The organism is Zemynaea arenosa (assembly GCF_004614185.1).
Taxonomy (GTDB): domain Bacteria; phylum Pseudomonadota; class Gammaproteobacteria; order Burkholderiales; family Burkholderiaceae_D; genus Telluria; species Telluria arenosa.
The window spans coordinates 1-24,138 of the sequence record NZ_SPVF01000198.1 but is presented as its reverse complement, the minus strand read 5'-3'; the positions used below and the strand labels follow the sequence as shown (position 1 = coordinate 24,138).

Here is a 24,138-nt window from a genome sequence, read left to right as displayed (position 1 = left end):
GGATGGCCTGGCCCGCGCGCCAGTCGTGCAGGCGCAGGGTGGCGCCCTGGGCGTCGTGGGCGTTCCCGAAGACCATGCGCGCGCCGTCCGGCGTGATCAGCTCCAGGTGCCCGCGCCGAATGCGGCCGAGCACGCTGAGGAACAGGCGGGCGCCGAGCGGCGCGGCGGCCACGGGCGAGGCGAGGGTGCGGTTCATGGAGCGGTCTCCTGGTGCAGGGTGGTGGTGACGGGCGGCGGGGGCGGCTTGCGGTACCACGGCGTGCCCTTGAGCCAGAGGCGCAGGGCCTGCCAGTGGATGCGGGCGATGATGCCCACGCCCAGCAGGGGGAAACGGAACAGCGCCGCGGCGGCCGCGCGGGCGCTGAGCGGCACCGCGCGGCCACCGATGGCGGTGCGGATCAGCAGGCCGTCCGCGTCGTGGTAATCGATGCAGGCGGCGGCCCCGGCGGCGCGGAAGCGGAAGCGGTAATGGCCGGTGGTCGTGCAGAAGGGCGACACGTGCAGCAGCTTGGGCGCCTGCGCCGCTGCCGTGCTGCCGGTGCCGGTGACGCGCAGCAGGTAGCGGTGGTGCTCGCCGAAGGTGTTGTTCACTTCGGCCAGCACCGCCACCAGGCGGCCGGCCGCGTCGTGGCAGTGCCAGAAGCTGACCGGATTGAAGACGTAGCCGAACACGCGCGGAAAGGTCTGCAGCCAGATCGCGCCATCGGCGGGCAGGCCGTGCTCGCGCAGCAGGGTGCGGATCCACGGAGCGAGCGCGCTGCCGTCGCGCGGACCGTAGTCGCGCGTGCGCAGGGACAGGGGGCGCCAGCGGTCGATGGCGAACCAGGGCGAGGCCAGTTCGCCCAGGCGGTCCACGTCGAGGCGCAGGTAGCACACGGGGTAGACGAAGCGGTGCCGGCGCGGGCGCAGCCGCAGGTGCATGACCTGGCCGGTGACCAGTTCGGCGGCGGGGGTCATCCCAGCACCGTCCAGTCGGGCGCGCAGCCGAAGGCGGCCGCGACGCGCAGGGCGGACTTGAGGCCGTCCTCGTGGAAGCCGTAGCCGGTCCAGGCGCCCGCGAACCAGAGGCGGCGGCGGCCCTGCAGGCCGGGCAGCTGGCGCTGGGCCTCGATGGTGGCCGCATCCATCACCGGGTGCGCGTAGTCGAAGCGGCCGAGCACATGGCCGTCCGCGGGCGGCACCGGCGGATTCAGGGTCACCAGCACCGGCGTCTCGAACGGCAGCGCCTGCAGCTGGTTGAGCCAGTAGGTCAGGCACACCGGACGGGCCCCGTCGAAGCCGGTGCCGGCGCGGGTGTTCCAGGCGGACCAGACGGCGCGGCGGCGCGGCATCCAGGCGGGGTCCGTGTGGAGCCAGGCGGTATTGGGCTGGTAGCGCACTGCGCCCAGCACGGCCCGCTCGGCGGGATCGGCATCGTCCAGCAGGGCCAGGCTGGTGGGCGCGTGGGTCGCCAGCACGACCGCGTCGTACAGCTCGGCGCCGGTGGCGCTCTCGACCAGCACCTTGTCCGGCCCGCGGCGGATGGCCAGCACCGGGGTGCCGGGACGGCAGTCGCGCAGGGTGGCGGCGATGGCCTCGACATAGTGGCGCGCGCCGCCGGCCACGGTGCGCCACTGCGGCCGGCCGGTCACCTGGAGCAGGCAATGGTTGAGGCAGAAGGTGATGAAGGTCGCCGCCGGAAAGTTCAGGATGTCGGCCGGCGCGCTGGACCAGATCGCCGCCGCCATCGGCAGCAGATAGGCTTCGCGGAACAGGCGGCCGTAGCGCTGCTCGTCCAGCAGCTGGCCCAGGGTCTGGCCGCTGCGGCGGGCGGCGCGCAGGTAGGTGGGGGCGTGCTTGTTGAAGTGCAGGATGTCGCGCAGCATGCGCAGGAAGGCCGGGGAGGCCAGGTTGCGGCGCTGGGCGAACACGGTCGCCAGGCTGGTGCCGGCCCATTCCAGTGCGCCATCGTCGAGCGAGACCGCAAACGACATGTCGCTCGCGTGGGTCGCGACGTTCAGCTCGGCAAACAGGCGGATCAGGTTGGGGTAGGTGCGCTCGTTGTAGACCAGGAAGCCGGTGTCGACCCCGCGCGTGACACCGTCCAGCGTCACGTCCACCGTGTTGGTGTGGCCACCCAGGGTGGGCGCCGCTTCGTACAGCGTGACGTCGTGCTGGCGCTGCAGGAAATACGCGCTGGCCAGCCCGGAAATTCCGGACCCGATGACGGCAATACGGTGGCGCAATGGGCTCATGGGGGATGTGAAAACGTCTCGTTCAGCTACTGGTGTGCTAATATTACTACCAACTAATCAAGAACGCTACTAATCAGTAGCGTTAATTTACTAATGAGTATCCTCGGCAGATTGAGCTTCAGGGACCAGGCCTTCCGCCTGCGGGAAAATGCCATCCTGGACGCGACCACGGCGGTGTTGGCCAGCAAGGGCTACGACTTGATGACGATGGATGACGTGGCGGGGGCGGTGGGCATCTCCAAGCCCAGCCTCTACAAGCACTTCAAGTCCAAGGAAGAGCTGGTGGGGGAGGCCATGATCCGCCTGCTGGACGGGGCGCTCGACTTCGTGGCGGCCCTCGATCCCGCGCTGGGACCGGTGGCCAAACTGTCGGCCCTGCTGGAATGGGCGCTGCGCGTGCGGCTGGACGGGGGCTTGCCCTTCCTGCCCTCCACCAGCGCCCACGTGCGCGACATGCTGATGCGCAATGTGAAGTATATGCTGCGGGTGGTGAAGCTCAACCGCCAGCTCGAGGGGTTCGTGAAGCAGGCCCAGCAAAGCGGGGAGCTGAATCGGGAGCTGCCGCCGGACGTGATCCTGTTCAGCTACTACGCGCGCACCTGCGACCCGGCGGTCGAGTTTCTGCAAAAGTACAGCAAGATGGCGCCGGACGACGTGGTCCGGCACATGCTGACGGTGTGTTTTGATGGCTTTCGCTGAGTGCCCGCAAGACCGGGTGAACCCGGGGGCTAGCGAGGCTGGGGATAGATCAAAGAAAAACGCCGTCTCGAGGACGGCGTTAAATTTCTTCGGAAGGAATATTGGTGGAGGCGGCGGCTATCGAACGCTCTATGATAGATCGCGCTTTTGCCTCGAAATGTACCCCCACTTTTACTCCTGCTCAACCGTACTGCAGTTTGCACAGCTGCACCTCAGCGAAGAGAGCCGTCTGCTGCTGTCGACGGAGATTCGTCCCGTGGCGATCGGTAGGTGGCTGGTGCTTGATGGGCAGTTGCGCCACTATTTCCGCGCATGGGCCAGCGGCACCGCGCCCGAGACGCAGTATGCGACCGTCAAGGGCCAGATTTGACTAAGCGGCCGTATCGCTTGAGCCGGAATGCTGCGGCACCGAGCTGGGCGTAGCGTCGCTATGTGTCTCCGCACTTGCTGCGCCGCGCCTTTGTGAAATCTTCTAAATCGCTAGTTCTTGCTCAGCGTTGCTGGCTCAATTCATACACCAAACGAAACAGCTCAGCCTGATAGCGCGCATCATGAAGGGCATCATGATCGCCTTTCAGTGTTGGATGGACGCGCTTGTCTATAGAGCTGGACTTGGTGTCATACCAGCTGCAACCAGTAGCGCCCATGAACAGGGCCTTGATATCTACAGCAGTGAATCCAAACGGATTCTCGCCCAGATACTTGAGGAAGTAGAAGTTCACGAATGACCAGTCAAACGGCGCGTTCAGACCCACGAAGACAGGGGTGCTGTCCTCCGGGACGTTTTTGGCCACCCAGGCAGCGAACGTCGACATGGCCTCCGCCGGTTCTAGGCCTTCCTTTGCAGCCCGCTCCAGAGACAAACCGCTTACCTCCAGCGCTTCCTTCACCGCCTTTTCGCTAATCGGCTTGAGCATCACAGAGAACTCGGTCTCAGGGTTGAATGCCAAGCAGGCGCCAATCGTCAGCATGCTGTGTTCTCCGACGATAGGGCCTGCTGTTTCGATGTCGATCGAGATGAAGACTTCCCGCTTCTTGCTCATCGTTTTGCTCCAGTCGATAGATAGCTTACCCAGCCATTACAGGCGAGGGCTGTAGTTTGGTTGCAGCTTCGTGGAAATGCTCGATTTTCAGCGCCGAGTCGGGGAATGCCAGAGCCACGGCAGCTGGATACAAACGGGTGCGAATGTCAGAGTAGGTCCATGATGGCTTGTCATCTTTAGCCCCCGTCGCTTTCACCAGTCGACCGATTTCGGTTGCCGAAATTCCCATGTCTGCAAGGTCCTTTGCGAAGAGCTCTTGGCGTTCCATGTCAGAAGGACGAGTGAATTCTTCAACAATCGATGCACGTCGTACCACTGCAGCGTCCAGTGCTGCCAATCGGTTCGTGCATAAAATTGCGAAGATTCGGCCGCCGTGTTTGCGCAGATTGTCGATGGCCTGGATAAGCGTGTTTACGCCTACCTTATCTTCGTGGTGGCTATGTTCTTGGCTTCTGGAAGCTCCCAAGGAATCCCCCTCGTCGATGATGAGGAACGCACGGCCCTTGCCTGTTCCGATCGCCTTCGTGATTTCTGCGAAGGCATCCGCAATTAACGAGCCCATCTCGCCAACCTTACCCGTCCCGCGGACTTTGTTGCTCAACTTAAACAGGATGGCATCCTCGACACGTGCATCACGGGCTAAGCGATTCGCGATGGCCTCGGCGTTTGCAGTTTTGCCCGTACCAACATCACCGTGGAAAATGGCTAACGGGTACTGCTCCGCAAGCAGATTCACGACCGCGAGCTTTTTGCCGTGGTGCTTGTTGCTCCAGCGCTCAAGGTCGTCCGCCTGTAACATTAGCTGTAGCTGCTTGCGAATACGCTGATAGCGTGGCTCAAAGCCGAGCAGGCGTTCGGCCTGCTGAGTCAAGTAGCTATCAGGCAGGACGGTTTGTGCTTCGAATACAGTTGATTTGCTCATGAGTAGTCTTTTCTGTTGGCGCCGTAACCGTTGCTGCTGTAAGCCCGGCCGTCAGCCGCCGACAGTGCCCTGTGGCTAATGTCATCGGTTGAGGCTACCCAGCCAATTTTCAGGTCACGCTTTAATGCCTCGCGGGCCTGGTCTGTATATTTGGACGTGTACGACAAAACGATTCGCACCCTACCGCCAGGCGTAGCGGGCCACATCACGCCAGGCCGGGATGTTCCGCTAGCATCTTTGGTCACCACGTCGAATCTGCATGCGGCCACTTCGTTTTCCAAGGAATCCAGCAATGTGAGGTCAGCAAAGGCAAGGTAATCACCTTTGGCCAGTACCTCAATGTCGTGCGCGTACTCTTTCGCCTTCTCTTCGGTCAGCGCTTTGGAACTGGAAGCAATCATCAGGAGATCGGCTCGAATGCTACGAACGACCTTCTCTACATCAACGACCGAATACGTCTCTGTTGTTGCATATGTCGAAGTCATGTCAGTCCACAATTTTGAAGCGGGGCCCAAAGATTTCCTTCCACATCTCTTCGTCTTCTTGTACAGAAGCCTCGAAGGAAATTTCCCAGGACTGCCGCGCCATATCTTTGATTTTCTTCTTCTCGTCTGCGGTGATACGCGAGGCGACGTTGTTCTCGTGATTGGCTGGGTCAACGATCACGACGGGCTCCGAGAAACTCTTCTTAAGCTTGAAGTCGTTCTCTGGGAAGTCGATGCGCTCGTCCAGGCCTGTTTGGGCGAGGTATCCCAGGAACTCCCGGAAGCGCTTCTCGATGCTTGTTGTAGCGCCGTCTCGATCTAACAGGTAAGCCAAGATGAGTTCGATATGGAACGACTTCAGTCCTGGGGGGTTAGTGAAGTTTTTCCAGCGCTTGGCCATGCGAACCAGCGTGCGGTAATGCTTATCCTTCGCTTTGCGGTCGCGAATGAACTGAATGTGGCATGGCGCGCATGTGCGATTGCGCTCCCCGGTCTCGCGGTCGAACTGATAGCCGTGGTCAGAACTACTGCTGTCTTGGATCACGGGAACGATGTCCACGGCGAGACCGCTCTTAACGAAGGTGACAGTCGCAGCACGGCGCTGGATTTCAAAGTGCTCCACCGACTTCTGAGGATAGATCTTGATGAGCAGCTTGTGGATCAGCTCGTTCAAACCATCCCGCGTGGCCTCATCCACATCCTCCCCGTCGATGTAGAAAACGACGTCCACATCGATTGGGTCTTCGCTCGTCTTCCGCAAAATCGTATATTTCGCGAACGAACCCGCTTTAACGACCCTTGTAATTTTCAGGTCCGCTTGTTGCGTGACATGCTTCCTGAGTTCAGCGATGAGGTTGTCAACTTGCTCGTGGTATTCCTTACGTTTGTCTGCAGTCAGACGCAGGACATTGCTGTCGTAATACTGCAAGTCAGTATTGGTCAGTGGCATTGTTTATTCATTTCATAGAGCAACGACATAGGGATGGCTCAGTTCTGCAACGTCATGCCATTGGCGATGTAGTCGGCAGTCACTGCCGCGGCAGCCATCGCGGCCAGAAGGTGGAACCTGTTGTCTTTTTTCGAGTCGCCGAAGTCGCTGATGCCGCGCACCATGAGGACGGGCTTGCCAAAGTGATTGCATGCGGCGAACAGGCCCGCCGCTTCCATCTCGGCGACTTCGACCTTGCCGTGCAACTCGCGCATGGCTTTGAACACATCGGGGTCACGCAGAAGCTTCTCGCCGCTGGCGACGGTGGCCTGCTTGGGCATCACGCTCTTGGCAACTGGACCTGCATCGACATCTTCAGGAAAATCGAGGCCGAGGGATGTATAGCTACGGGTCAGACGCGTTTCAAGCGACGTGCGATTCGAGAGATAGTCGCTGACGTCCTGGCGCACTCGGAAGTTCAAACGTGTGATTTCGGGACGCGCTTCGACCTTGCCTCCCTCGAGGACCGCCTCGCCTTCATACGCCACTATGCGTTCCGCCAGCACCACCTCACCCAAGGCGCATTTGTCACGCATGCCGGCAGCGATGCCGAGCATTATCACGTTAGCCGGATTCAGGTCGCCCAGCAACATCGAAGTCACCACTGCGGCGTCAACGTTTCCCGCGGTAGCAAAACATGCGACCACGCAGCTGGCGGTCTTGCCGTTTCGTTGGGTAACAGGCGCCTTATATACATGGAGACCGTTCTTAGTCGTCGCGTGCTCAGCGTCCTCGGCGATGCCGAACGCCCGTTTAGCAGCCGCCAACTCGACATCCAAGGCAGTCAGCACCAGGACGTCCGGCGGCAGCGCGTCGATGCGGGCCTTTTCCTCTTCGTAAAAGATTTTAGCGATGCGCTTGCTGATGTCGGCCATCGACATGACAGGCTCTTGAAGCGACAGTGCGGGCAACAGCTTGACGACCCGGTTGCCACTGTTCGGCATGTACGTGAGCGGATTCGTCTTGAAGTCCTTCAAGAGGGACAAGGCTCCGCTGCCATCCTCGCTATTCGCGCCAAGCTGCAGATCTAGCGGCAGCACAGGAAGCAGGCGCTTGGTCATCTTGCGCGCGCGGTCGGACACGCCCTTCCCGCCGCCCAACGCCACCATCATGTTAGCGTGCTCAACCTGCTCGTCCCCGACGTTCCCGCCGGTCAACACCTCTTCTTCGAGGTACTCGAGTTCGGCCACGCCGCGCGCGGTGAGGGTCGCTACCAAGCGGCGCTGTTCGGCATTGCACTTGGTACTCAGCCGTTCTTCGGAGGCGATAATTTTCAGCCTCGGCTTATCGGCATCACCGGGAATGAGCCTGTCGATGGCCTTAGTGACGGTCCAGTCAAACACCATCGGCAGTCCGGCGTCATTAATCGGCTCTGAGGACACGTAGACAACGAAGCCTGCACCTTCCTTAAGTGATTCCTCGACGAACGCAGCAACAAATTCATGCGCACGGGAAACTAAATTGTTTTCGGTGGCATTGGATATGCTACCGGCTAGCAGGATGTGGCTGGATGCCAGCAAGGGGGGATTGCTCACCTACGAGTCTCTCTAATGTGGTCAGTTACCTCCAGCGCCAGTAATACAGGGCCTAGAGTTTTGTTAATTGTCGGCCGTGGGCTGCAACACGGCACCTTTCTAGCTCATCAGTAAATAGGAGCGGCTGTTGACATTTCAAGTAGAGGTTGCCAAAAAAAAATGGTCCCAGCGAAATTAAGGCAGGACACGAAGAAGCCGGACGCTCGGTACTCAACCATCCTAGCGGCTCATATTTTTTTACCTTCCTATAGCGGTCGTTCGTCTCGGAATTTATGTATGTGCCACATTTAGGTGAAGAGCCTGACGGGCAGCGTACGATGAGGAGTCGCATCATGTTGGTCTGCTTAGAAGTTAGCGCTCTGAGCTCGCGCCCGTTGGGTCACCGGCCAATCGAGCAGCGCGAATGCCCAGATAGCTATGATGTTCACTAAGGGTACGAACATGACCAAAACCCACCAGCCAGAGTAGCCAGCCTTGCGAATGATCTTCGCGTACGGGAACACGAACGCCACGAAGAGGATCAGAACTATTAACCAGTGCCAAATGCTCATAGAGCCCACTAACGCCTCCCTAGTTATTATTGAGCAACCGATTCTACGCTCAGTTGAGTGGATGAAATCTCACCAATTGTTTCTTTGCTACCGATCGCGTGTACGAAGCGGACGCACTGGGAAGAGCAGCTGAGTCGTTGCTTCAAACCCCAGTGGATGGAACAAAGGTGTGATCATTTCAACAATCGCAGCGCACAAGGCCCGCACACGGATCCAGATTGCGAATAGCAGGATCGTTATCGGCGAGTTGGCATGACGAAAACTGATTTGCCCCCGCAGCTAACCCGAGAGTTGCACGGATGGCTTAGGCTAGGAACCATAAGACGGCTTGCTTCAGTGCCGAGGTTCGGACTTGATGCCGCGATAGCACCCAATGACCAGCCAGGCGAGAACGACGACGGATGCGGCGTCGAAGGCGAGCAGCACATCGGTAAGTAGCTGTTCCATGATCGAATTCTCCTAATGAGTGTGGGACGGTCAAGATCGATTCGAGTTCAAAAATGCCGCTGGTTTGAGGTGCCGTTTCCGCGTTCGTTCGACACTACGATCTGGCAGAATGGACGACGCAAACCCGGCGGGATCGCCCCGCCACCTCTTGGGATCGACCCAAGCGTTGCGCTCGTGACGCGCCTTCTCGATAGCTGGTCACGAACCGGCTGACACACCAGGCAGCATCGGCTGCCACTTCAGCACCGCGGTTGCGCTCGACGCACCGCGCTCTCAGTCCGCAGGCCGCGAGCCTGCTTTCCATCCACCCTGCGTGAAGCGGGCGATAGCACGCACGAGGCGTACTTCTCCTTGTGGCCACGTGCGTGTCCCGCGCGTCGTTACTGGCGGCCCGGCTGCCAGTGACGACGCGCTAGCGCTAGCGTCCTGCTTCGCTAGCAGGGTGATTGCAGCAAGTGACGAAGGTAAGTGACGAGCTTCGACCTCGTTCCTACCCGGCTCACTGAACCTGCTTGCCATCCCCTTGCTCCCTCGGGAGCCGACTCGTGCACAAGGTGCACTCCATGGACCCTGGGTTATTGGTCCCCGCTGTCCGGCCACGCCGGCAGCGGCGCCACACACGCATGCGGCGTGGGCAAGCAGTGCAGCAACCGCATACACGGGAGTGGTGTCCCGTTGCCTTCAACTCCCCATCTCGTCAAGGCGAGCTGGGCGGCAAAAAACACTTACCTGACCCTACTACACCGAGGTGCGACATGCGCAACCTGAACTACGAGTTGAAGCAGATGTGTGATCGAAACCATGATGGGAGTTTTGCGACGCAGGCGGACCGCTTGCGCATCCTGAACTTGGCGGCGACCCAGTTGCAGGAGCTGGGCTATCGGCAGATGCATGCGGACAGTCTGAAGCCCAAGCACGTCGAGGCGCTGGTGCAGAAGTGGCGCGCAGACGGGATCTCGAATGCGACGATGAAGAACCGTATGAGCACGCTGCGGTGGTGGGCCGAGAAGATCGGGAAGCAAAACATCATCGAGCGGGACAACAAGGCGTACGGCATCGAGGATCGCAAGTATGTGACGAACGAGTCGAAGGCCAAGCTGGTCGATCGCGCGACGCTGGAGGGCATCAGAGACCGCTTCACGGAGGCTTCGTTGAGGCTACAGCAGGCGTTTGGCTTGCGGAGAGAGGAAAGCATCAAGATCAACCCGAAATGGGCGGATCAGGCGGACTACCTGCGACTGAAGGACAGCTGGACGAAGGGTGGCAAGTACCGCGAGATCCCAATCACGACGCAGCAGCAGCGTGAGGTCCTCGATCATGCGAAGGCGGTGGCGCAAGGCCGCAGTTTGATTCCACCTGAGATGCGGTATCGCGATCAGCTGCAGCGCTTCCGGAGCGAGTGTGATCGTGCTGGCATTCATGGCGTGCACGGGCTGCGGCATCAGTACGCGCAGGTCCGATATCAACAGCTGACTGGATGGGCTGCGCCGGCGGCGGGCGGGCCTCGGTCGAAAGAGCTGAGTCAGGAGCAAAAGGGCCGTGATCGACAGGCCAGGCTGATACTCTCCAACGAGCTGGGACACGAGCGAGAGCAGATAACAGCGATATACCTGGGCCGTTAAGACGGATTCCGAGCCGGAGTTACCCTTCGCCTTCGAGGAGCTTGGCCCACCACCGATAGAGCTCGATACGTTTCTCGAACCGCTCGCCGCGGTCATATGCCATCGCTACGTCGTTGTCGTGTGCATGATCGAGCGCGAGCTCGACGACTTCGCGCTCGAAACCAGCCTCGCGACCGAGGGTTGAGAGGGCGCTGCGCCATCCGTGCGGCGAGTGCTGCCCGCTCAAGCCCATTGTTTCGCGATAGGCTTTTTCGACGCCTTCCCGGGTGATGTGCCCCTTGCGCTTCTGGGGCGACGGAAAGCAGTACGTCGTTGGGCCGACCACAGCCCGCCAGGCCTTCAGCTGCACGACGATCTCCCCGCACAGCGGAATACGGTGATGGTGGTCTCGGCTCGTTGTCTTCATTTGCTCGCGGGGGATGGTCCAGATGGGCTGGTCCCCGTCCAGGTCCATGTCCTGCCAGCGCGCCTCGACAATGTTGGTGATTCGCGCCGCCGTGTACGCGGTCAGCAGGTGCGCCAGGAAGATGGGGCGGGACAGGTTCGCTTGTGCTGCACGGCGCAAGATGTCCCAGAGACCTTTCGACTGCAGGAGCGCCTTCATGCGCCCGTGCTTGCGCTTTTTCGGTAGCAGCTCCTGGACGGGGTCGGCAGGATTGTCGTCGCATACGCCAATGGCTCGGGCATACCGGAAGATGGAGCGCACGTGGAACAGGATGCGGCCCGCTGTTTCGACCGCGTCCCTCTGCATCACGCGGTTGATGGCAAGGGCGATCATTGGCGGTTTTATCGACGTGATCGGAAGCGAGCCCAACGTCGGGAAAATGTCGCGCTCAAGTGCCCGTTCGGATTTCTCGAAGTGCACGGGTGACCATTCCGTTCTGCGATGCGCGAGCCAGGCACGGGCGATCGATTCGAATGTGTTCCCGGCCGCGAGCGACTGATTGGCTCGGTTTTCCAGTCGTTTGATGTTGGGGTCGCGGCCCTCCAGCAGACTCAGCTTGACTTCGGCAAGGGTGGACCTGGCCTTGGCGAGCGACACCAAGGATAGCGGCCCGATGGTGTAGGTCTTCTCCTTGTTATCCCATCGGTACTTGATTCGCCATGACGCGTCTGCCAGCTTTCCCTTGTGCAGATACAGGCCTTCGCCGTCCCAAATTTTGGACCCGGACGGAGCATCTTTGACCCAGCCACGAATGGTTCGGTCGGTGAGTTTCATGTTTACCGCCTGTCGTAGGGGGCAGCCGCCCGATAAATGGTTCGCCCGCAGCGATGCAGCTGAACCCGACCTGGAGATCGCGATCCATGAACGGCGCCGGAAGCGTTAAGGACCTACATAAGACTGAAATGCTTGGGGCAAGGTTCGGCATCCAATCGATATTTTGTTCCCGCTGACTAACAAGTTGAACTGGTCGTAGCGGGCCATCGAACCAAGGTTCGATAGAACTGAATTGTGCTGGAGCTCGCTGAGCAGGTTTTGCGCTATCTGATCAGTTCGATCATGAGTTCTGACGGCAACCTTGCTCGTCGGCTCCGTCAAATCAAAATTGTTGGGAGTGCGGATGAGTCTGCTTTTCGGCTGGTACGTCGGAGGCGACTAACACGCCAGGGGGGCGGGGAGTGCGGTACTGGGGAAGGCGGGGAGGGAAGTGAGCAGTGGTGCATACCCCCAAGCGTTTTTCGAGCGGCGACAAAGGAGTTCAAAAAGCCGCCGCGGATACCCCCTTTTGCCCGGCTTTGCTAGGACGTAACAGGACCGTATGGGATTATGTACATAGGGAGCGCAAAAAAAAACGCTGCCGGTCGGCAGCGTTTTGACATAAGTGGTGGAGGCGGCGGGAATTGAACCCGCGTCCGCAAGCACTCTACAGGCAGTTCTACATACTTAGCACTGTCAATTGATTTAACCTGAACAACGGGGACGTGCACCCTTTGGTCAGGCGAGTCACCTTAAGTTTAAGGTTCAGCCAAGTGACCCGGCCAAACCCGATTCCCTGTAAGTGACCCTTCATGCTGTTGCCAGCCCGCCCCAGGGACGAGGCGGTGAAGGGCTAGCAGCGATTAGGCTGCGAGTGCGTACGAGTTATCGTTTGCAGGTATTGATTTCTGGGTGTATTTACGAGGTAACCAGCCCTCGGTATGCCCTGCGCTGCTTTGCAACCCACGTCGAAGCCAGGTCGCCCCCAAGCAGAAATCGTATTGTACTCCAATGCGCCACGGATCGCAGGTCCGCGCCGCCCCAGCTTGTAACCGTTCGTTAGCGCTGCTGCTGGCGGTTGGCGATCTCGTTGCCGAGCATGCCGCCGCCGATGGCACCGGCCACCGTCGCCAGCGTGCGGCCGCGGCCACCGCCGACCTGGTTACCAAGCACACCACCGATCAGCGCCCCCGCGCCAATGCCGACATAGTTCGGCTGACGCGGCGCCGGTGCCGGAGCGGGCTGCTGGTACGCGTACTGGGCCGCAGGAGCCGCCGCAGTGTGATGCACGACCTTGTGCACGACGGTCTTCTTCGGTGCCGGAGCCGGCGCGGCCTTCACAATCGGCTGGGTGGCCACCGGAGCCGCAACCACCGGCACATACTGCACCTGCTGATAGCCAGCGGCGGCCACCGGCGCAGCGACGGGGACGTACCCCGCAGGCGCCGCAGCGGAGAGGGCGGTCGGCGCCATCTGGCCCGGCTGCAAGGCCACCGCACCCGCTGCCGATCCGGCCAGCGCGGACGAAGCCACTGCCGCCGACGGCGCCGCCATCCCGGCCGGCACCTGGTCCGCCTTGGACGACGGCAGCATGCCGGTCACGGCAGCGGTGCCTACCAGGCTGAAAGCGATGACCGACACAGCAGCGGCGGCCATCAGCGGGTGAATGCGGGAAGGGGTCTTGATCGTGTCCATGTTCTGCTCCATGAGTGCGTTGCGTCATGGGTAGATTAACGATCAAGGCCAGCCCGAACTAGCCGTTGGGCTGTATCAAACGTAAGCGTGTGTTAAGGAAACGTTTGCGTCAGGCGACCGCGGCCGGCACCGAAGCAGACGTGAGCAATTCGAGCAGCTCGACAGGGGAGGCCAGCAGGAAATCAGCGCCCCAAGTGGCAGGCTCCACAGCGCCGCAATAGCCCCAGGAACACGCCACCGTGAGCATCCCCGCCGCCCGGCCCGCTTCCACATCCCGCTGATCGTCGCCCACATACCAGCACAGCTCGGGAGCAACGCCCAGCCGCCGGGCGGCCTCCAGCAGCCCGGCGGGATGCGGCTTGGGATGCGGCGTGGTATCGCCGGACACCACGCAGCCCGCCTCATGCAGCCCGATCATGCCCACCAGCGGATCCGTGAACCGCGCCGGCTTGTTGGTGACGATGCCCCAGCTCATCCCGGCCTCGACAATGCCCTTCAGCAGCTCCGGCACGCCAGCGAACAGCGTGCTGTGCACCGCCATCGCGTTCTGGTAATTGTCGAACCACTGCAGGCGCAATTCTTCGTAGCCTTCATCGGCAGGCGTGAGCCCGAAGGCGGCGCCGATCATGCCGCGCGCCCCGGCCGAGGCCGTTGGACGCAGCACGGAATAGGGCGTCGGTTCCAGCCCGCGCGCCGTGCGCAGCAGGTTGACAGCGGCGGCCAGGTCGGGCGCCGTGTCGGCCAGGGTACCGTCCAGATCGAACAGGATGGCGCGGGGCAGCGCCGAAGCGGGAAGCGGACGGTTCATGCAGAAACTCGGGGAGATAAAGGAGATCAGAGAGGCTTGGTACACGACACCATGAAATTCACATCGGTGTCCTGGTTGAGCGAATACAGTTTGGTGAGCGGATTGTAGCTCAGCCCTTTGAATCCTTGAATCTGCAAGCCGGCTTCGCGGATAAATTGCGACAGTTCGGCCGGCGTGATGAATTTCGCATAATCGTGGGTCCCGCGCGGCAGCATGCGCAGCAGGTATTCCGCGCCGATCACCGCCAACAGCCAGGATTTGGGATTGCGGTTCAAAGTGGAGAAAAACACATGGCCGCCCGGTTTCACCAGCTGGGCGCAGGCGCGCACCACAGCGGCGGGATCGGGCACGTGCTCCAGCATTTCCATGCAGGTCACCACGTCGAATTGTTCCGGCTCCGCGGCAGCCATGTCTTCGACGGCGATCTTCTTGTAGCGGATCTCGACTTCCGCTTCCAGCGAATGCAGGTCGGCGACTTTCAAAGCCTTGTCGGAGAGGTCGATACCCGTTACGCGCGCGCCCTTGCGCGCCATGGATTCGGACAGGATCCCACCGCCGCAGCCGACGTCGATCACGGCCTTGCCGGACAGCGGCGCGCGCGCGTTGATCCACTCCAGGCGCAGCGGATTGATCTCGTGGAGCGGGCGGAATTCAGACGTGGGGTCCCACCAGCGGTGGGCCAGCTCGCTGAATTTCTGGATTTCGTGAGGATCGGCGTTTACGTTCATCATGGTCGGCATCATAGCGGTGAAGAGCCGTAGGGCTCGCACAAAAAGAAAAACCCCGCCGCAGCGGGGTTTTGAAGAGTCAGGGACGACTCGGCATTACTTGGCGGCCGGAGCGGCTGCGGCAGCGTCGGTCTCGGCCGGCTTGGTCACCTGCTTGGTGCCCACGACTTCGATCTCCACGCGGCGGTTCTTCGCACGGCCGGCGGCGGTCTTGTTGTCGGCCACAGGCTGCTTCTCGCCCTTGCCTTCGGTGTACACGCGGTTCGCGTCCACGCCCTTGCTCAGCAGATAGGCCTTGACGGCTTCCGCGCGGCGGACGGACAGCTTGTCGTTGTACGCATCGGTACCGATCGAGTCGGTGTGGCCGACGGCGATGATCACCTCGAGGTTGATGTCCTTCAGCTTGGAGCTCAGGTCGTCCAGCTTCTCCTTGCCTTCCGGCTTCAGCACGGCCTTGTCGAAGTCGAAGAACGCGTCAGCGGCAAAGCTGACTTTCTCGGACGTCACGACCGGCTCAGCAGCCTTCGGCGGCGGCGGAGGAGGAGGCGGCGGCGGAGGCGGCGGAGGCGGCGGGGCGACGCACTTGCCGTTCTCCAGGAACTCCGGCGGGGTGCAGATCGGCAGATCGCAGCCCGGGACGGCGTCGGCCGGCGTCCAGTAGCCGGTGCGCCAGCACAGGCCGAAAGGATTCCGCGCGATCACGCCGCGGCCATCCTGCACATATGCGCTGTACGGCGTCTTCGCCATGATGTCCGTGGTCAGGGGCGCATAAGGTGGGCTGGTCGGGGTCTGCGCGGCTGCGCTGCCCGCCATGACCGCTGACGCGGCAAGCACGAGCGCTAACAATTTATTCATCTTATGGGTTCCTTTCGGGTGATTTCCGCAGCTCGAAAGCCGCGCAACTTGGAGCAATACCACGTTCCATTATGAAACTGGCAATTGACTTACCGGCATTTTGCCACATCGGCCACTTCCGCACGAACGATGACAAACCGAACATGCCCGAATGATAACGCTGATGTTGTTTTCCTGCAACGGCATGAAAAGACTTCACATTGTTGAGTTTGAGTATCGATTTTGCGAGTGAAAGTCACCGGCTGACGTGGTCAAGGTTTTACGACGGGGCACCTTGCCGCATGCTAAAATCGCGCGGTTGTTCTTCAGTTTTCAACCTTGCCGAGAGCACTACCCCGCAATGGATCAATTCGCAAAAGAGACAATCCCCATTTCGCTTGAAGAAGAGATGCGCAAGAGCTATCTCGATTACGCCATGAGCGTGATCGTGGGCCGCGCGCTCCCTGATGTGCGGGATGGCCTGAAGCCGGTCCACCGCCGGGTTCTCTACGGCATGCACGAATCGAACTACGTCTTCAACCGCCCGTACGTGAAGTGCGCCCGCGTGGTCGGGGACGTGATGGGTAAGTACCACCCGCACGGCGACGCGTCGATCTACGACACCCTGGTCCGCATGGCGCAGGACTTCTCGCTGCGCTACACCCTGGTGGACGGGCAGGGCAACTTCGGCTCCATCGACGGCGACAACGCCGCGGCGATGCGTTACACCGAGTGCCGCCTGGACAAGATCGCCAACGAACTGCTGGCCGACATCGACAAGGACACCGTCGACTTCCAGCCGAACTATGACGGCAAGGAAAAAGAGCCGACCGTCCTGCCGACCCGCATCCCGAACCTGCTGGTCAACGGCTCGGCCGGTATCGCCGTCGGCATGGCGACCAACATTCCGCCGCACAACATCACCGAGGTCATCAACGGCGCGCTGCACGTGCTGGCCAATCCGGATTGCTCCATCGACGAGCTGATCGAGCTGATCCCCGCGCCGGACTTCCCGACCGGCGGCATCATCTACGGCGTGTCCGGCGTGCGCGACGGCTACCGCACCGGCCGCGGCCGCTGCGTGATGCGTGCGAAAACGCACTTCGAGGAATTCGGCAAGGAAGGCGGCCGCACCGCGATCATCGTGGACGAGCTGCCCTACCAGGTGAACAAGAAGTCGCTGCTGGAGCGTATCGCCGAGAACGTGCGCGACAAGAAGCTGGAAGGCATCAGCGACATCCGCGACGAGTCGGACAAGTCCGGCATGCGCGTGGTCATCGAGCTCAAGCGCGGCGAAGTGCCGGAAGTGGTGCTGAACAACCTGTACAAGCAAACCCAGCTGCAAGACACCTTCGGCATGAACATGGTGGCGCTGGTCAACGGCCAGCCCAAGCTCCTGAATCTGAAACAGATGATCCAGGAGTTCCTGTCGCACCGCCGCGAAGTGGTCACCCGCCGCACCGTGTTCGACCTGCGCAAGGCGCGCGAACGCGGCCACGTGCTGGAAGGCCTGGCGGTCGCGCTGGCGAACATCGACGAATTCATCGCCATCATCAAGGCCGCGCCGACCCCGCCGGTCGCCAAGACCGCGCTGATGGAGCGCGCCTGGGATTCGTCCCTGGTGCGCGAGATGCTGGCCCGCACCGGCGAGAACGAGATCGGCGGCGTCGACGCCTTCCGTCCCGAGAACCTGCCCAAGCACTACGGCATGCAGGCCGATGGCCTGTACAAGCTGTCCGACGACCAGGCCCAGGAAATCCTGCAGATGCGCCTCCAGCGCCTCACCGGCCTGGAACAGGACAAGATCGTCAACGAGTACAAGGATGTGATGGCGGTCATCGCCGACCTGCTGGACATCCTGTCCAAGCCGGCCCGCGTCACGGCCATCATCCACGATGAACTGGCGGCCGCCAAGACCGAATACGGCGACAAGGACGAGCGCCGCTCGACCATCGAGAACAACGCCACCGACCTGGAAACCGAAGACCTGATCACCCCGCAGGACATGGTGGTCACGCTCTCGCACGGCGGCTACATGAAGGCCCAGCCGATCAGCGAATACCGCGCCCAGAAGCGCGGTGGCCGCGGCAAGCAGGCCGCCGCGACCAAGGACGAGGACTGGATCGACCAGCTGTTCATCGCCAACACGCACGACTACATCCTGTGTTTCTCCAACCGCGGCCGCCTGTACTGGCTGAAGGTGTGGGAAGTGCCGCAAGGCTCGCGCAACTCGCGCGGCAAGCCGATCGTCAACATGTTCCCGCTGCAGGACAACGAGAAGATCACCGTGGTGCTGCCGCTGTCCGGCGAAAACCGCACCTTCCCGGAAGACCACTACGTGTTCATGGCGACCTCCATGGGCACCGTGAAGAAGACGCCGCTGAAGGACTTCAGCAACCCGCGCAAGGCCGGCATCATCGCCGTGGACCTGGACGAGGGCGACTTCCTGATCGGCGCCGCGCTGACCGATGGCGCGCACGACGTGATGCTGTTCTCAGATTCCGGCAAGGCCGTGCGCTTCGACGAAAACGACGTGCGCCCGATGGGCCGTGCGGCGCGCGGTGTGCGCGGCATGAACCTGGAGGAAGGGCAGAACGTGATCGCCCTGCTGGTGGCCGAGAACGAGCAGCAGTCCGTGCTCACCGCCACCGAAAACGGCTTCGGCAAGCGCACCCCGATCGGCGAGTACACCCGCCACGGCCGCGGCACCAAGGGCATGATCGCGATCCAGACCTCTGAGCGCAATGGCAAGGTGGTGGCGGCGACCCTGGTCTCGGCGACCGACGAGATCATGCTGATCACGACCGGCGGGGTGCTGATCCGCACCCGCGTGGCCGAGATCCGCGAGATGGGCCGCGCGACCCAGGGCGTGACCCTGATCGCGGTGGAAGACGGCACCAAGCTTTCCGGCCTGCAGCGCGTGATGGAGTCGGACGTGGAAGATGTGACCGACCTGCCGGCCTCCCTGCAAGTCGAGGAGCCGGAGACCCGCGCCCCGTTCGTCGGCCAGCCGACCCCGCCGGACGCCGCGTCCGACGAGCCTAACCCGGACGACGTCCCGCCGTCCGCGGACGAAGAGTAAGACCCGCGCGGCGCCGGTGCCGGACCACGGGTCCGGGCCGCGCGCCGCGTCGCTGGGCGTGCCCTGCGCGCCATCCGCTGCAGCCGCCGTACCCGGACCCTCCGCAAGGCCGTCCACCTCATCGAAAGGAAACGCCATGAAGAAAATGCTCGCCGCAGTCATCGCTTCCTTCGCTTTCGCCATCCCGAGCGTGCACGCTCAGACGGCGCAGACGGCACCCGCCGCTGCCGCGCCGGATCCCGCGGCGCTGCAAGCCGCCCGCGAGATGCTCTCCTCCATGCATTACGAGGACACGGCCGCGCGCATGATGCAGCAGATTTCCGCCCAGATGCCGCAGATGATGCAGCAATCCGCGCTCGCCACCATCAATGGCAACACCAAGCTCACGCCGGACGAGCGCAAGAAGGCCATTGAGAAGCTCAATGCCGAGCTGCCCAAGATGACGGCCGCCATGCAGTCCTTGTTTGGCGACGGCACGCTGATCCGCGAACTGATCGCCGAAACGGCGCCCCTGTACGCACGCCATTTCACGGCGGACGAACTGCATCAGCTGGCGGCTTTCTACGCCTCGCCGCTGGGCGTCAAGATGATGGCCGAGATGCCGCAGATCGCCGGCGAGAGCATGCAGATCAGCCAGCGCGTGATGATGCCGCGCATCCAGGCGATGGCCGCCAAACTCGTGAACGAGAACGTCAAGTAAAGGACAAGGACCGCCCGTGACTCACGTCTACAACTTCTCCGCCGGCCCGGCAGTGCTGCCGCGAGAAGTGCTCGAACAAGCCGCTGCCGAAATGCTCGACTGGCATGGCAGCGGGATGTCCGTGATGGAGATGAGCCATCGGGGCCCGGAATTCATATCGATCTACGAGGACGCGGTCCGCAACCTGCGTGACCTGCTCGGCGTCCCGGCCAACTACAAGATCCTGTTCCTGCAAGGCGGCGGCATCGGCGAAAACGCTATCGTGCCGCTGAATCTCGCGGGCCTGAGCATGGCGCAACCAGCCACGGTGGACTTCGTCCGCACTGGTTCCTGGTCCACCAAGTCCTTCCAGGAGGCCGCGCGCTACGTGCAGGCCAACCTGGCCGCCGGCCCGCGCGCCGGCGAAGGCTATACCTCGATTCCACCGCAGGAATCGTGGCAGCTCTCCAAAGACGCCGCCTACCTCCACATCTGCACCAACGAGACCATCGACGGCGTCGAGTTCAACTTCGTGCCGACGGTGCAGGGCGACACGCCCATCGTGGCCGACATGTCCTCGCACATCCTGTCGCGCCGGGTCGACGTGAGCAAGTACGGCGTGATCTTCGCCGGCGCGCAAAAGAACATCGGCCCCGCGGGCCTGACCATCGTGATCGTGCGTGAAGACCTGCTGGGCCACGCACTGCCGATCTGCCCCTCGGCCTTCGACTGGAAGATCGTGGCCGACCACGACTCCATGTACAACACGCCGCCCACCTACGGCATCTACATCGCAGGCCTGACCTTCCAGTGGCTGCAGAAGCAGGGTGGCGTGGCCGCGATGGAACAGCGTAATATTGAAAAAGCGCGCCTGCTGTACGACGCGCTGGACGCCGACGACTTCTACCAGAATCGCGTCGCGCCCGATTGCCGCTCGCGCATGAACATACCGTTCTTCCTGCGCGACGAAAGCTTGAACGACAAATTCCTGGCCGGCGCCAAGGCGCGCGGGCTGCTGCAACTGAAGGGCCACAAGTCCGTCGGCGGTATGCGGGCATCGATCTACAACGCGATGCCAATCGAGGGTGTGCAAGCCCTGGTCGATTATTTGAACGAGTTCGCGGGCCGATAAAACGCCGCGTGCTCCCCCGCCGTGCCGTATGGTGCGGCGTTCAAAGGCTGACGATGACAGACAAACTGAAACCCTTGCGCGACCAGATCGATGCGATCGACGCGCAGATCCTGGACCTCCTCAACCAGCGCGCCAAGGTGGCGCAGGAAGTCGGCCATGTAAAGGCCGAGACCCGCGCCCCCGTGTTCCGTCCCGAGCGCGAAGCGCAGGTGCTGCGCGGCGTGGCCGAACGCAACCCTGGCCCGATGGGCGGGCGCGAAGTGCAGACCATCTTCCGCGAGATCATGTCCGCCTGCCGCTCGCTGGAAAAGCGCGTGACGGTGGCCTATCTCGGCCCCTCCGGCACTTTCAGCGAGCAGGCCGTGTTCCAGCAATTCGGTAGCGCCATCGAAACGCTGCCTTGCGTGTCCATCGACGAAGTGTTCCGCGCGGCGGAAGCGGGGACCGCGGACTTCGGCGTGGTGCCGGTCGAGAATTCGTCCGAAGGGGCGATCAACCGCACGCTGGACCTGCTGCTGGCCACCACCACCGTGATCAGCGGCGAGGTCTCGATCGCCGTCCACCATTCGCTGATGACCAAGACCGGCACCATGGATGGCGTGAAGATCGTGTGCGCGCATTCGCAGGCCCTGGCGCAGTGCCAGGTCTACCTGAATCTCCACTACCCGCATGTCGAGCGGCGCGCGGTGGCCTCCAATGGCGAGGCGGCGCGGCTGGCCAGCGAGGATGCATCGATTGCGGCCATCGCCAGCGAGATGGCAGGTGAGCAGTACCGCCTCGGCGTGGTGCAGGCCCACATCCAGGACGATCCGCACAACCGCACGCGCTTTGCCGTGATCGGCCACCTGCACACGAATCCGTCCGGCGACGACCACACCTCGCTGGTGCTGGCGGTGCCCAACAAGGCCGGCGCCGTCTACAACCTGCTCGCGCCGCTGGCCACCCATGGCGTATCCATGACGCGCTTCGAATCGCGCCCGGCGCGCATCGGCACGTGGGAGTACTACTTCTATGTCGATGTCGAAGGCCACGTGCAGGATGCACACGTCGCGCGCGCGCTGGAAGAGCTCAAGCACAACGCCGCTTTCTTCAAGATTCTCGGCTCCTATCCGGTGAGCCTGTAAAAAGACAAGGCGCCCGCGGGGCGCCGCGAAAGATTTCTCTCTTCTCCAAAAGCCATCATGTCCAACCCATACGGTCCCGAGTACATCCGTGCCATCGCCCCTTACCAGGCGGGCAAACCCATCGCCGAAGTCGCGCGCGAGTTCGGCCTCGATGAAGCCAACATCGTCAAGCTGGCGTCCAACGAAAACCCGTTCGGCGTCCCCGAGTCCAGCAAGCAGGCGATGCTGCAGGCGGCGGCCGAACTGGCGCGCTACCCCGATTCCAACGGCTTTGAGCTGAAGACGGCGCTGGCCAAGCGCTACGACGTGCCGATGGACTGCATCACCCTCGGCAACGGCTCCAACGACATTCTCGAAATCGCCGCCAAGGCTTTCGTGCAGAAGGGCGATGCGGTGCTGTACGCGCAGTACTCGTTCGCCGTGTACGCGCTGGCCGCGCAGGGCCTAGGCGCGCGCGCCATCGTGGTCCCGGCGGTCGACCATGGGCACGACCTGGACGCGATGGCCGCGGCCATCGACCAGGACACGAAGCTCGTCTTCATCGCCAACCCGAACAATCCGACCGGTACCTTCCTCCCGGCCGCCAAGCTGGAAGCCTTCCTGGACAAGGTGCCTGCGAACGTGATCGTGGTGCTGGACGAGGCCTACAACGAATTCCTCGCGCCGCAGGACCAGTACGAATCCACAGCCTGGGTGCGCAAGTACCCGAACCTGATCGTCTCGCGCACCTTCTCCAAGGCGTATGGCCTGGCGGGCCTGCGGGTCGGCTTTGCGATCGCCCAGCCGGCGGTGACGGACCTGATGAACCGCGTGCGCCAGCCCTTCAATGTGAATTCGCTGGCGCAGGCCGCGGCCGTGGCGGCGCTCAACGACACCGCATTCCTGAAGAAGAGCGCCGAGAACAACACGGCCGGCTACCAGCAGTACGTACAGGCGTTCGAGGAGATGGGCCTGCAGTACGTGCCTTCGTACGGCAACTTCGTGCTCGTGAAGGTGGGCGAGGACGAGGGCGCGGGTGCGCGCGTGAACGTGGCGCTGCTCAAGCAGGGCGTGATCGTGCGTCCGGTCGGCGCCTACGGCCTGCCGCAGTGGCTGCGCATTTCCATCGGCCTGCCGCAGGAGAATGCGGCGTGCATCGCGGCGCTGAAAAAAGCGCTGGCCTGACCGTGTTCGGCAAGGTCGTCATCTACGGCGTTGGCCTGATCGGCGGCTCGTTCGCGCTCGCGCTCAAGCACAAGCACCTGGTGCGCGAAGTGGTGGGTGTGGGGCGCAACCCGCACGCCATCGCCCGCGCGCTGCAGCTTGGGATCATCGACTCGATGGCGTCCACGCCTGAGGAGGCGATGCGCGATGCGGACCTGGTGCTCATCGCCGCGCCGGTGGCGCAGACCGAAAGCATCCTGGCGGCTATCCTGCCGCACCTGGAGCCGCAGACCGTGGTCACCGATGCGGGCAGCACCAAGTCGGACGTGGTGGCAGCCGCGCGTGCGGCGCTTGGCGCGCATGTGGCGCAGTTCGTGCCCGGCCATCCGATCGCGGGCCGTGAAAAGAACGGGCCGGAAGCGGCCATCCCCGACCTCTACGTCGGCAAGAAGGCGGTGCTCACGCCGCTGCCGGAGAACGCGGAGCACCATGTGGAGCGCGTGGCGCAGGCGTGGGCGGCGTGCGGCGCTATCATCCACCAGCTGTCCCCGCAGGAGCACGACCGGGTGTTCGCCGCGGTCAGCCATCTGCCGCACCTGCTGGCCTACGCGCTGGTGGACGACATCGCGCACAAGCCGCATGCGGACCTGCTGTTTCAGTACGCGGCCAGTGGCTTCCGCGACTTCACACGCATTGCCGGGTCCTCGCCTGAAATGTGGCGCGATATCTCGCTTGCGAATCAGGAAGCGCTGCTCGGCGAGCTCGATGCGTATCTGGCACAATTGACCACCCTGCGCGGCCTGCTCGCCGCGCGCGATGGCGCCGCGCTCAACTCCGTGTACGCCAATGCCCAGCAGGCGCGCCAGCGCTGGATCGAGGCGATCGAAGCGGCCGAGGCGCCGCCTCCGCCGCCGCAAGAAACCTCTGAATAAACAGGCTTACAGGATTAACGCAGCATGACCACCTACCCCGAGCATCTCGATCTTCCCACCGTCGCACGCGTGAAAGGCACGGTCAAGCTGCCGGGGTCGAAGTCGATCTCCAACCGCACCTTGCTGCTCGCCGCGCTGGCCGAGGGCACGACCGAGATCGTCGACCTGCTCGACTCCGACGACACCCGCGTCATGCTCGCCGCCCTGCGCTCCCTCGGCATCGAATGGAGTGAAGCGACAGGGCCCTCCACGAGCGC

The 24,138-nt window shown here is 62.4% G+C and carries 21 protein-coding genes, 1 other RNA gene and 1 pseudogene; 9 read left to right on the top strand and 14 right to left on the bottom strand.

What is annotated here, in order from left to right; all coding sequences use genetic code 11:
* The 3 genes and pseudogenes from E4L96_RS15550 to E4L96_RS15540 all read right to left on the bottom strand — a co-directional run.
* Nucleotides 1-196, bottom strand: a pseudogene (locus tag E4L96_RS15550) (SAM-dependent methyltransferase); the annotation flags it as partial.
* Nucleotides 193-957, bottom strand: coding sequence for a DUF1365 domain-containing protein (locus E4L96_RS15545; protein ID WP_135208130.1), 765 nt, complete (start codon nucleotides 955-957; stop codon nucleotides 193-195). The pseudogene E4L96_RS15550 and the gene E4L96_RS15545, both read right to left, overlap by 4 nt.
* Nucleotides 954-2,234 carry an NAD(P)/FAD-dependent oxidoreductase gene (locus E4L96_RS15540; RefSeq protein WP_135208129.1) on the bottom strand — a complete coding sequence of 427 codons (1,281 nt, stop codon included), beginning with the start codon at nucleotides 2,232-2,234 and terminating at the stop codon, nucleotides 954-956. Before E4L96_RS15540 ends, E4L96_RS15545 begins: the two co-directional genes overlap by 4 nt.
* A gap of 93 nt (nucleotides 2,235-2,327) precedes the next feature.
* On the opposite strand from E4L96_RS15540, the gene E4L96_RS15535 reads away from it, so the two are divergent.
* Nucleotides 2,328-2,933: a TetR/AcrR family transcriptional regulator gene (locus tag E4L96_RS15535; protein ID WP_135208128.1), complete on the top strand. Its 606-nt coding sequence runs from the start codon at nucleotides 2,328-2,330 to the stop codon at nucleotides 2,931-2,933.
* Between the two features lie 491 nt (nucleotides 2,934-3,424).
* On the opposite strand, the gene E4L96_RS15530 is transcribed toward E4L96_RS15535, so the two are convergent.
* From E4L96_RS15530 to E4L96_RS15510, 5 genes are read right to left on the bottom strand one after another with little or no spacing between them, the layout of a single operon-like run.
* The gene (locus E4L96_RS15530; protein WP_135208127.1) at nucleotides 3,425-3,976 is read right to left on the bottom strand and encodes a 3'-5' exonuclease; all 552 of its coding nucleotides are present in this window, start codon (nucleotides 3,974-3,976) and stop codon (nucleotides 3,425-3,427) included.
* A gap of 25 nt (nucleotides 3,977-4,001) precedes the next feature.
* Nucleotides 4,002-4,898, bottom strand: coding sequence for an AAA family ATPase (locus E4L96_RS15525; protein ID WP_135208126.1), 897 nt, complete (start codon nucleotides 4,896-4,898; stop codon nucleotides 4,002-4,004).
* Nucleotides 4,895-5,383 carry an HORMA-1 domain-containing protein gene (locus tag E4L96_RS15520; protein ID WP_135208125.1) on the bottom strand — a complete coding sequence of 163 codons (489 nt, stop codon included), beginning with the start codon at nucleotides 5,381-5,383 and terminating at the stop codon, nucleotides 4,895-4,897. The genes E4L96_RS15525 and E4L96_RS15520 overlap by 4 nt, the downstream gene beginning before the upstream one ends.
* 1 nt (nucleotide 5,384) lies before the next feature.
* Nucleotides 5,385-6,332 (bottom strand): CBASS oligonucleotide cyclase, encoded by a 948-nt coding sequence (locus tag E4L96_RS15515; protein WP_135208124.1) that lies wholly within the window; start codon nucleotides 6,330-6,332, stop codon nucleotides 5,385-5,387.
* A gap of 38 nt (nucleotides 6,333-6,370) precedes the next feature.
* Nucleotides 6,371-7,891: a phosphorylase family protein gene (locus E4L96_RS15510; protein ID WP_220433442.1), complete on the bottom strand. Its 1,521-nt coding sequence runs from the start codon at nucleotides 7,889-7,891 to the stop codon at nucleotides 6,371-6,373.
* Between the two features lie 1,768 nt (nucleotides 7,892-9,659).
* Here E4L96_RS15510 and E4L96_RS15500 point away from each other — a divergent pair.
* Nucleotides 9,660-10,526: a phage integrase N-terminal domain-containing protein gene (locus tag E4L96_RS15500; RefSeq protein WP_135208121.1), complete on the top strand. Its 867-nt coding sequence runs from the start codon at nucleotides 9,660-9,662 to the stop codon at nucleotides 10,524-10,526.
* A gap of 19 nt (nucleotides 10,527-10,545) precedes the next feature.
* On the opposite strand, the gene E4L96_RS15495 is transcribed toward E4L96_RS15500, so the two are convergent.
* The 6 genes from E4L96_RS15495 to ompA all read right to left on the bottom strand — a co-directional run bounded on the left by E4L96_RS15495 (nucleotide 10,546) and on the right by ompA (nucleotide 15,810).
* Complete coding sequence (locus E4L96_RS15495) at nucleotides 10,546-11,745, bottom strand: tyrosine-type recombinase/integrase (protein ID WP_135208120.1); 1,200 nt, start codon at nucleotides 11,743-11,745, stop codon at nucleotides 10,546-10,548.
* Between the two features lie 605 nt (nucleotides 11,746-12,350).
* Nucleotides 12,351-12,711, bottom strand: a transfer-messenger RNA (tmRNA) gene (gene ssrA / locus E4L96_RS15490).
* Nucleotides 12,712-12,783: 72 nt separating this feature from the next.
* On the bottom strand, nucleotides 12,784-13,419 hold the full coding sequence (locus E4L96_RS24680; protein WP_135208119.1) for a glycine zipper 2TM domain-containing protein: 636 nt from the start codon (nucleotides 13,417-13,419) through the stop codon (nucleotides 12,784-12,786).
* 109 nt (nucleotides 13,420-13,528) lie between these two features.
* Entirely contained in the window at nucleotides 13,529-14,227 is a 699-nt protein-coding gene (locus tag E4L96_RS15480; protein ID WP_135208118.1) for an HAD family hydrolase, read from the bottom strand.
* Nucleotides 14,228-14,253: 26 nt separating this feature from the next.
* Entirely contained in the window at nucleotides 14,254-14,955 is a 702-nt protein-coding gene (ubiG, locus tag E4L96_RS15475; RefSeq protein WP_135208132.1) for a bifunctional 2-polyprenyl-6-hydroxyphenol methylase/3-demethylubiquinol 3-O-methyltransferase UbiG, read from the bottom strand.
* 96 nt (nucleotides 14,956-15,051) lie between these two features.
* Nucleotides 15,052-15,810 carry an outer membrane protein OmpA gene (gene ompA, locus E4L96_RS15470; protein ID WP_135208117.1) on the bottom strand — a complete coding sequence of 253 codons (759 nt, stop codon included), beginning with the start codon at nucleotides 15,808-15,810 and terminating at the stop codon, nucleotides 15,052-15,054.
* Between the two features lie 340 nt (nucleotides 15,811-16,150).
* Between ompA and gyrA the strand changes: the two genes are divergently transcribed.
* From gyrA to E4L96_RS15435, 7 genes are all read left to right on the top strand, one after another.
* Nucleotides 16,151-18,871, top strand: coding sequence for a DNA gyrase subunit A (gene gyrA, locus E4L96_RS15465; RefSeq protein ID WP_167758707.1), 2,721 nt, complete (start codon nucleotides 16,151-16,153; stop codon nucleotides 18,869-18,871).
* A 136-nt stretch (nucleotides 18,872-19,007) separates the two neighbouring features.
* On the top strand, nucleotides 19,008-19,571 hold the full coding sequence (locus E4L96_RS15460; RefSeq protein WP_135208116.1) for a DUF2059 domain-containing protein: 564 nt from the start codon (nucleotides 19,008-19,010) through the stop codon (nucleotides 19,569-19,571).
* 16 nt (nucleotides 19,572-19,587) lie between these two features.
* Nucleotides 19,588-20,682, top strand: a complete 1,095-nt coding sequence (gene serC, locus E4L96_RS15455) for a 3-phosphoserine/phosphohydroxythreonine transaminase (protein WP_135208115.1) — start codon at nucleotides 19,588-19,590, stop codon at nucleotides 20,680-20,682.
* A 53-nt stretch (nucleotides 20,683-20,735) separates the two neighbouring features.
* A complete protein-coding gene (gene pheA / locus E4L96_RS15450) occupies nucleotides 20,736-21,806 on the top strand; it encodes a prephenate dehydratase (RefSeq protein WP_135208114.1) in 1,071 nt (356 codons plus the stop codon).
* Between the two features lie 57 nt (nucleotides 21,807-21,863).
* Nucleotides 21,864-22,970: a histidinol-phosphate transaminase gene (hisC, locus tag E4L96_RS15445; RefSeq protein WP_135208113.1), complete on the top strand. Its 1,107-nt coding sequence runs from the start codon at nucleotides 21,864-21,866 to the stop codon at nucleotides 22,968-22,970.
* Nucleotides 22,971-22,972: 2 nt separating this feature from the next.
* On the top strand, nucleotides 22,973-23,881 hold the full coding sequence (locus E4L96_RS15440; RefSeq protein ID WP_135208131.1) for a prephenate dehydrogenase: 909 nt from the start codon (nucleotides 22,973-22,975) through the stop codon (nucleotides 23,879-23,881).
* Between the two features lie 24 nt (nucleotides 23,882-23,905).
* Nucleotides 23,906-24,138: carboxyvinyltransferase (locus tag E4L96_RS15435; RefSeq protein ID WP_502654456.1), on the top strand; the 233-nt coding region annotated here is incomplete at its 3' end.

What these genes read in the sequence shown, in the direction of transcription:
- E4L96_RS15545 (WP_135208130.1), bottom strand. Translation starts at nt 957, where the DNA reads ATGACCCCCGCCGCCGAACTGGTCACCGGCCAGGTCATGCACCTGCGG.
- E4L96_RS15540 (WP_135208129.1), bottom strand. Translation starts at nt 2,234, where the DNA reads ATGAGCCCATTGCGCCACCGTATTGCCGTCATCGGGTCCGGAATTTCC.
- E4L96_RS15535 (WP_135208128.1), top strand. Translation starts at nt 2,328, where the DNA reads ATGAGTATCCTCGGCAGATTGAGCTTCAGGGACCAGGCCTTCCGCCTG.
- E4L96_RS15530 (WP_135208127.1), bottom strand. Translation starts at nt 3,976, where the DNA reads ATGAGCAAGAAGCGGGAAGTCTTCATCTCGATCGACATCGAAACAGCA.
- E4L96_RS15525 (WP_135208126.1), bottom strand. Translation starts at nt 4,898, where the DNA reads ATGAGCAAATCAACTGTATTCGAAGCACAAACCGTCCTGCCTGATAGC.
- E4L96_RS15520 (WP_135208125.1), bottom strand. Translation starts at nt 5,383, where the DNA reads ATGACTTCGACATATGCAACAACAGAGACGTATTCGGTCGTTGATGTA.
- E4L96_RS15515 (WP_135208124.1), bottom strand. Translation starts at nt 6,332, where the DNA reads ATGCCACTGACCAATACTGACTTGCAGTATTACGACAGCAATGTCCTG.
- E4L96_RS15500 (WP_135208121.1), top strand. Translation starts at nt 9,660, where the DNA reads ATGCGCAACCTGAACTACGAGTTGAAGCAGATGTGTGATCGAAACCAT.
- E4L96_RS15495 (WP_135208120.1), bottom strand. Translation starts at nt 11,745, where the DNA reads ATGAAACTCACCGACCGAACCATTCGTGGCTGGGTCAAAGATGCTCCG.
- E4L96_RS24680 (WP_135208119.1), bottom strand. Translation starts at nt 13,419, where the DNA reads ATGGACACGATCAAGACCCCTTCCCGCATTCACCCGCTGATGGCCGCC.
- E4L96_RS15480 (WP_135208118.1), bottom strand. Translation starts at nt 14,227, where the DNA reads ATGAACCGTCCGCTTCCCGCTTCGGCGCTGCCCCGCGCCATCCTGTTC.
- ubiG (WP_135208132.1), bottom strand. Translation starts at nt 14,955, where the DNA reads ATGAACGTAAACGCCGATCCTCACGAAATCCAGAAATTCAGCGAGCTG.
- ompA (WP_135208117.1), bottom strand. Translation starts at nt 15,810, where the DNA reads ATGAATAAATTGTTAGCGCTCGTGCTTGCCGCGTCAGCGGTCATGGCG.
- gyrA (WP_167758707.1), top strand. Translation starts at nt 16,151, where the DNA reads ATGGATCAATTCGCAAAAGAGACAATCCCCATTTCGCTTGAAGAAGAG.
- E4L96_RS15460 (WP_135208116.1), top strand. Translation starts at nt 19,008, where the DNA reads ATGAAGAAAATGCTCGCCGCAGTCATCGCTTCCTTCGCTTTCGCCATC.
- pheA (WP_135208114.1), top strand. Translation starts at nt 20,736, where the DNA reads ATGACAGACAAACTGAAACCCTTGCGCGACCAGATCGATGCGATCGAC.
- hisC (WP_135208113.1), top strand. Translation starts at nt 21,864, where the DNA reads ATGTCCAACCCATACGGTCCCGAGTACATCCGTGCCATCGCCCCTTAC.